The following is a 6,888-nucleotide window of genomic DNA, read 5'->3' as shown; positions in this document are numbered from 1 at the left end:
ACCCGCCGGGGGCGTTCACGAAGATCGTCTCCGAGGGCGACGGCGTCCTGGGCTCCCTCGACGAGACCGCGACGTACCGGATCTCGATGAACATCCCGCAGGACGTCAGCGAGTACCAGGAGGTGCGGATCACCGACCAGGTGCCGGCCCTGCTGCAGATCGTCGGCGACCCGGCCACCGACTCCGGCACCTCGAGGTCGCGGGCGCCACGCCCCGCGAACTGGGCCTCAGCCGGGGCGCCGCGCTGCGCGGAAGCCTCGGGGGCGCCTACACGAAGTACGCGGAGCTGTTCCGCGTGCTGGGCGTGGACGAGGAGCGCGAGCGCGACGGCGTCGCGCGGGTCGTCTCCGCGCTGCGCGGCTGGCGGCCGGGGCTGCTCGAGCAGTTCGAGGGGATCGCCGAGGGGGCCGGCGTCGAGCTCTCGCAGGTCGTCGCGCTCAACGCCCGCACCGAGATCATCGCCCTCGGCGAGAAGCCGTCGAGCGAGTGCTCGACGCTCACGGCCGAGATCGGCGACCACCGCTACGGCGTGCAGACCTGGGACTGGCACGTCGAGCTCGATCCGTTCTGGCACACGCACACGGTCTCCGGCCCCGGGCTGCGCTACGCCGGCCTGACCGAGCAGGGCATCCTCTCGAAGATCGGCGTGAACGAGGCCGGCCTGGCCCTGCACTTCAACATCCTCGGGCACCGCGAGGATCGCCCCGACGGTGTGCCCATGCACGTGCTCTCGAGCGTGGTGCTCTCGGAGTGCCGTTCCGTCGACGAGGCCATCGAGCTGATCCGCGAGGCGCCGATCGCGTCGTCCTCGGCGTTCACGATGCTCGACGCGCAGCGCGCAGTGTCGGTCGAGATGAGCCCCGCGGGGGTGTTCGTGATCGAGGCGGTCGCGGGCTCGGTGCAGCGCACCAATCACTTCCAGCACGAGACGCCGCTCGCGGCGCAGAAGTCCGAGATCTACGAGCCCGACTCCTCGGAGCGCCTCGCGCTCGTGCGCGCGCGCCTCGCCGAGGGCCTGCCGGTCGCTCCGGGGGACCTGGTGCGGGTGCTGCTGACCGAGGAGGGCGAGCCGCCGCTCACCTGCCGCGCCGACATGTCCAAGGGCTACGGGGACCGGTGGGCCACCCTCGCGACGCTCATCACCGACCCGGAGGCCCGCACGATCCGGATCCTCGACGGCATGCCCACCGAGGCCGAGACGGGGGAGTGGCGCACGCTGACGGTGTGAGGCGCGGGCACCGGCCGGCGTGCGCCCGCCCATCGGGCACGGGCCGCAGGGCTCCCCCCGGCGCCGGGGGACCGGCCGGCCGGGCGCCTCCCGGGCACCCGGCGGGCTGTCGCCGCCGGGGGCACCGAGCGCCCTCTCCCGATCGCCTGCCGGCTGCGTCGCCCCGTCCCCGACGACTCCGCGCCGTCGGGAGATGCACGATTCTCGCGGGATCTCGACGCCTCCTGACCAGCGCGCATGGGGCGGACTCGCCTCAGCGGCGGAGGACCGGGAGCCGGGAGGCCCGGAGCATCCGCCGATGCGCCGGATGACGAGTCGGTCGAGACGAGGATCTCGTGGGGCGGTGGGTGCCGTGCATCTTTACATAAATCGTTTTACTCTGCTACCGTCGTGAGGTAAAACGATTTATGTATGTACCGTGATCATCCAAGGCGCGCCCATCGGCGGGCGCCGCCGGCCGGAGCGCATCGCCGCGGTCCGGGCCACCACCACTGTCGAAGGAGTCACCACGGTGTTGATCAACCAACGAACCCGCTCCCGGGCGGCCGCCGGCGCCGCGATCGCGCTGAGCCTCGCGTGCGTCCTCACCTCCTGCGCCGCGCCCGGCTCGGCGCCGGGCGGCACCGAGCAGACGGAGGCCGCGCCGGGCTTCCTCGCGGTCGCCGACGAGGCGCTCACGGGCACGGGCGCCCTCACCGTGCAGCTGGACTACGACACGAGCGAGGCCGACGGGCTCGACCCCCAGACCGCGCAGGACGCCCGCTCGTGGATGATCATGGGGCTGGTCTACGAGACGCTCGTGACGACCGACGAGAACTTCGAGATCCAGCCGAAGCTCGCCACCTCCTGGGAGCAGCCGGACGACACGACCTACGTCTTCACGATCGACACCACCGCGACGTTCTCGAACGGCCGCGCGCTCACCGTCGACGACGTCGTCGGCAGCCTCGAGCGCCAGGTGGCGAGCATGAGCGTGTGGTCCGGCCAGATGGGCCCCGTCGAGTCCGTCGAGGCCACCGGCGACGATCAGGTCACCGTGAAGCTCGGCAGCCCGTACGCGCCGTTCCTCGCCGCGCTCGCGAACACGCCGGCGGCGATCCTCCCGATGCAGGAGGTGAACGACGGCAGCGTCGACCTCACGACGACGATGCTCGGCACCGGGCCGTACCTCGTCGCCGACCACCGGCAGGACGAGTCGTGGACCTTCACCGCGAACCCCGACTGGCACGGCGGCGACGACATCGCCGTGCAGACCCTCGAACTGCAGATCGTGGATCAGGAGTCGACCAGGCAGGCGGCGCTCCGCGAGGGCAGCGCCGGGATGGCGAACTTCGTCAACATCGACTCGCTGTCGCAGCTCGGCGGCAACGAGGGCCTCCAGATCGTCAACCAGACGCAGAGCGACTTCTACTACGTCTTCGTCAACTCGCAGAAGCCCGACAGTCCGCTGAACGACCAGGACGTCCGCTTCGCGATCAACACCGCGATCGACCGTCAGGCGATCGCCGACATCGTCTTCGCCGGCGAAACGACCCCCACCGGCATCACCCCCTCGAACCTGCCCGGCGCCTGCCGGGTCGACGAGCTGCCGTCGGAGCAGGCCGCGATCGAGGACGCGAGGGCGACCATCGAGGAGACGGGAGCGGGCGATGTCGAGCTCGACCTCATCGTCAACACCGCGGAGCCCGTCAGGGCGCAGATCGCCCAGCTCGTGCAGCAGCAGCTCGCGGAGATCGGCGTCACCGTCCGGATCGAGCAGTTGGACGCCGCGACCTACAGCGAGCGGGTCTTCTCGGCGCAGCCGGGAGACTTCGACCTGTCGATCGGCTGGTTCGCGGGCTACTACGACCCGTCGATGGTGACCAAGTGGTGGAACCCCGAGCAGGCCTTCTTCAACGTCGGCTTCACGGGTGTGCACGAGGATCTCAACGCGCTCATCGCCGAGGGCGCGAGCGAAACCGATCCCGATGCGCGCGCCGAGGTGCTGACCCGGCTGTGCGCTTCCGCCGACGAGTACGCCGAGATCGTGCCGCTCGTGCACCGGCCGTCCATCATCGGCTTCGACACCACGGCCGTGAGCCCGACGATTCAGAGCAACGAGGGATACGGCAACATCCTCCGCAACATCGTCGATTACCGGATGGCCGGGGAGTAGTTCCGGATGCTGCAGATCCTTCGCTGGTCCGCCGGGCGGGTGGTGAGCGCGCTCATCACCCTGCTCGGTGTCTCGGTGCTCATCTTCGTCGCGATCCGTCTCATGCCCGGCAGCTACGAGGACATCATCCTCGGCCCGCTCGCCTCCGCCGAGGAACGGCAGCTGCTCGCCGAGGCGTACGGGCTCAACCAGCCGATCTTCGTGCAGTACTTCGCGTGGATCGGACAGGTGCTCACGGGGGAGCTCGGCACCTCCTACGTCACGCAGAGCTCCGTCTCCGGCGAGATGATCGAGCGGATCCCGGTGACCGCGATGCTCACGATCATGGCGATGGCCGTGACGCTGCTCGTGGGGGTTCCGCTCGGGATCTGGACGGGCGTGAGGTCCGGAGCGAAGCAGGGCGGTGCCGTCGGCCGCGTCGTGTCGAGCATCGGCATCAGCGTGCCGGAATTCGTGCTCGGCAGCATCGTGATCTTCCTCTTCTCGCAGTTCTCGCTCGGATTGAAGGTCGGCGGGTTCGCGAGCATCGGCACCGGATTCTGGCCGACGCTCGGGGCGCTCCTGCTCCCCGCCCTGGTGCTCTCCGTCTTCTGCGTCGCGGCGACCGCGCGCACGACGCGGGACGCCGTCATGGGCGTGCTCGTGGAACCGCACATCACGGCGGCCGTGGCACGCGGGGAGACGACCCGGCACATCGTGCGCCACCATGTGCTCCGCAACGCCGGCATCCCGATCCTGACCCTGCTCGGCACCATCACCGCCTACCTGCTCGGCGGCGCCGTCATCATCGAGACCCTGTTCAACCTGCCCGGTCTCGGATCGTTCATGGTCACCGGGCTCGGCCGCCGGGACTTCGCGGTCGTGCAGGCCACCGTGCTCTTCGCCGCGGCCGTCTTCGTCGTGCTGAGCCTCGTGCTCGACCTCATCACGAGCGCGCTCGATCCGCGCGTCGCCGTCACCGGGAAGGCAGGATCATGACCACCTATTCCCTCCCGCTCTCGAAGAAGAAGCGAGCGGTCAAGACCCGGCCGCCGCGCGACGCCCTCTTCATCGCCGCGGCCTGCGCCCTGGGCCTCATCGTGCTCGTCGCGGTCGCCGCCGCCGTCATCCCGTTCGCGGGCGACCCGGCGAAGATCGTCGGCACCCGGCTCAGCCCGCCGTCGGCGGCGTACCCGCTCGGCACGGACGCCCTCGGCCGCTCGGTGCTCGCGCGCCTGCTCGAGGGGACGCGCACCACGCTCGTCCTCTCCACCCTCGCCGTCGTGTGCACCGCGGTCATCAGCGTGATCCTCGGCCTCATCGCCGGCTACGCGGGCGGCTGGGCGCGCGAAGTCATCATGCGCCTGAGCGACGTCCTCTACTCCTTCCCGTCGATCGTGCTCGCGATCCTCATCGCCGCGGTCGTGGGCCCCGGCCAGGTGGCGGTGCTCTCCAGCATCGTGCTCGTCACGGTGCCGCTCATGACCCGCATGGTGAGCGCGGCGGCGATGTCGGTCGCCAAGCGCGACTTCGTGACCACCGCGAAGATCAGCGGGGTGTCGGCCCCGGTGATCCTCTTCCGGCACCTGCTGCCGAACGTCAGCGGCACCATCGCGGTGCAGGGGACGTACGCGCTGTCGGTCGGCATCCTCGTCGAGGGAGGACTGAGCTTCCTCGGCTACGGGGTGCAGCCGCCCCGCTCGTCGCTCGGCCTGCTGATCCAGGAGGGCGGCAGCTACATGCTGCAGGCGCCCTGGCTGCTGTTCATCCCGGCCGCGGTGCTCGTCGTCGCGATCCTCTCCATCAACCTCATCGGCGACACGATGCGCGATCGGCTCGATCCGCGCGAGACAAGGAGCCTCGTATGACCGCGAACGCCCCCGCTGCCCCGGTGGTCTCGCTCACGGGATTCAGCGCCGAGTACCGCACCCGTCTCGGCGTGACCCGAGCGCTCGACGGGATCGATCTCGATGTCGCCCGCGGCGAACTGCTCGCGATCGTCGGCGAGTCGGGATCCGGCAAGTCGACCGTGTCCCAGGCGATCGGCCGCATGCTGCCGCGGGCCTGCCACGTCACCTCCGGGTCGGTGCACGTGCTCGGCAGGGACATCGCGGACCTCGCGCCCGATGCGATACGGGCGCTGCGACGCGAGTCGCTGGGGTTCATCCCGCAGGATCCCATCGCCTCGCTCGACCCCACGATGCGGATCCGCCGCCAGCTCGAACTCGCACTGAGGCCGCTCGGCGGGCCGGTCGACCCGGGGTCGCTCGCGCAACTGCTCGAGAGCGTCAGGATCCTCGAGCCCGAGCGCGTGCTCAGGCTCTACCCGCACGAGGTGTCGGGCGGGATGGCGCAGCGCATCGCGATCGCGCTGACCATGGCGCGCGAGCCCGAGATCCTGATCGCCGACGAGCCCACGGCATCGCTCGACGCCCAGGTGCGAGACGAGATCCTGACCCTCATCGTCGACCTGGTGCAGCGCTCCGGCGCGAGCCTCATCTGGATCAGCCACGACCTCGGCGCCGTACGCCGCTGGTGCGACCGGATCGTCGTGATGCACCAGGGGCGTATCCTCGAGGAGGGCCCGACCGCGCGGGTGCTCGACGAGCCGCGGGCGGACTACACGAGAACGCTGGTCGCGGCCATGCCCGGCCGCGCGGATCTCGCGGCGAAGGAGACGGAATGATGTCTGCGAAGACGACCCCCGTGCTGGAGCTGCGCGATGTCAGCGTCGCGTTCACGAGCGGGGCGGGAGCGAAGCGGCGGACCGTCCGCGCCATGAACGCGGTGACGCTCGAGGTCGCCCCGGGCGAGACCCTGGGGCTGGTGGGCGAGTCCGGATCGGGCAAGACCACGACCGCCTCGGTCGCCCTGGGCCTCAAGCGGCCCGACTCCGGCGAGGTGCTGCTGCTCGGGAGCCCCTTCACCCGGTCGCGCAGGGCCAACGCCGGCAAGCTGCAGGCCGTCCTCCAGCACCCGCACTGGTCTCTCAACCCGCGGCGCAAGGTCGGCGAGTCGGTGCGCGAGCCGCTGACGGTCGCGCGGCGCGACCTCAGCCGGTCCGAGCAGCGGCAGCGCGTGATGGAGCTGCTCGAGCAGGTCGGGCTGAACCCGGCGTTCGCCGAGCGCTATCCCCACGAGCTCTCCGGGGGCCAGCGGCAGCGGGTGTCGGTGGCGCGGGCGCTCGTGACCGAGCCACGATTCATCGTCTTCGACGAGGCGGTGAGCGCGCTCGACGTCGCCGTGCAGATGCAGATCCTCGCGCTCATCCGCGAACTGCAGGCGGAGCACCGCTTCGGCGCCCTCTTCATCTCGCACGATCTCGGCGCGGTGCAGCGCGTCGCCGATCGCGTCGCCGTGCTGTTCCGGGGAGATCTCGTCGAGACCGCCGCGACCGACGAGTTCTTCCGCAACCCCCAGCACCCCTACTCGCAGACACTCTTGGAGGCCCTATGAATACGACACCGGTCCACGCACTCACCGACATCGACGGCGGGATCGCCGTCGATCCCGCACCCCGCCTGGC

General features: G+C 70.6%; 6 protein-coding genes. All 6 read left to right on the top strand.

All coding sequences use genetic code 11. The features are described from left to right. Nucleotides 1-220 precede the first annotated feature (220 nt). The 6 genes from QSJ60_RS18985 (at nucleotide 221) to QSJ60_RS18960 (ending at nucleotide 6,818) form a co-directional block, all read left to right on the top strand. Nucleotides 221-1,228 carry a C45 family autoproteolytic acyltransferase/hydrolase gene (locus tag QSJ60_RS18985; protein ID WP_079941830.1) on the top strand — a complete coding sequence of 336 codons (1,008 nt, stop codon included), beginning with the start codon at nucleotides 221-223 and terminating at the stop codon, nucleotides 1,226-1,228. 418 nt (nucleotides 1,229-1,646) lie between these two features. Further along, nucleotides 1,647-3,383: an ABC transporter substrate-binding protein gene (locus QSJ60_RS18980; RefSeq protein ID WP_285465439.1), complete on the top strand. Its 1,737-nt coding sequence runs from the start codon at nucleotides 1,647-1,649 to the stop codon at nucleotides 3,381-3,383. Between the two features lie 6 nt (nucleotides 3,384-3,389). Next, nucleotides 3,390-4,361, top strand: a complete 972-nt coding sequence (locus QSJ60_RS18975) for an ABC transporter permease (protein ID WP_285465438.1) — start codon at nucleotides 3,390-3,392, stop codon at nucleotides 4,359-4,361. Further along, nucleotides 4,358-5,230 carry an ABC transporter permease gene (locus tag QSJ60_RS18970; RefSeq protein ID WP_285465437.1) on the top strand — a complete coding sequence of 291 codons (873 nt, stop codon included), beginning with the start codon at nucleotides 4,358-4,360 and terminating at the stop codon, nucleotides 5,228-5,230. Before QSJ60_RS18975 ends, QSJ60_RS18970 begins: the two co-directional genes overlap by 4 nt. Continuing rightward, entirely contained in the window at nucleotides 5,227-6,048 is an 822-nt protein-coding gene (locus tag QSJ60_RS18965) for an ABC transporter ATP-binding protein (protein ID WP_285465436.1), read from the top strand. Before QSJ60_RS18970 ends, QSJ60_RS18965 begins: the two co-directional genes overlap by 4 nt. Further along, nucleotides 6,048-6,818 (top strand): ABC transporter ATP-binding protein, encoded by a 771-nt coding sequence (locus QSJ60_RS18960; RefSeq protein ID WP_285465435.1) that lies wholly within the window; start codon nucleotides 6,048-6,050, stop codon nucleotides 6,816-6,818. The genes QSJ60_RS18965 and QSJ60_RS18960 overlap by 1 nt, the downstream gene beginning before the upstream one ends. Nucleotides 6,819-6,888 lie beyond the last annotated feature (70 nt).

It is taken from the genome of Agromyces sp. NBRC 114283, assembly GCF_030268405.1.
Classification (GTDB): domain Bacteria; phylum Actinomycetota; class Actinomycetes; order Actinomycetales; family Microbacteriaceae; genus Agromyces; species Agromyces mediolanus.
The sequence above is the reverse complement of the archived record's forward strand: the minus strand, read 5'-3'. Positions and strand labels throughout refer to the sequence as shown.

What these genes read in the sequence shown, in the direction of transcription:
- QSJ60_RS18975 (WP_285465438.1), top strand. Translation starts at nt 3,390, where the DNA reads ATGCTGCAGATCCTTCGCTGGTCCGCCGGGCGGGTGGTGAGCGCGCTC.
- QSJ60_RS18970 (WP_285465437.1), top strand. Translation starts at nt 4,358, where the DNA reads ATGACCACCTATTCCCTCCCGCTCTCGAAGAAGAAGCGAGCGGTCAAG.
- QSJ60_RS18965 (WP_285465436.1), top strand. Translation starts at nt 5,227, where the DNA reads ATGACCGCGAACGCCCCCGCTGCCCCGGTGGTCTCGCTCACGGGATTC.
- QSJ60_RS18960 (WP_285465435.1), top strand. Translation starts at nt 6,048, where the DNA reads ATGTCTGCGAAGACGACCCCCGTGCTGGAGCTGCGCGATGTCAGCGTC.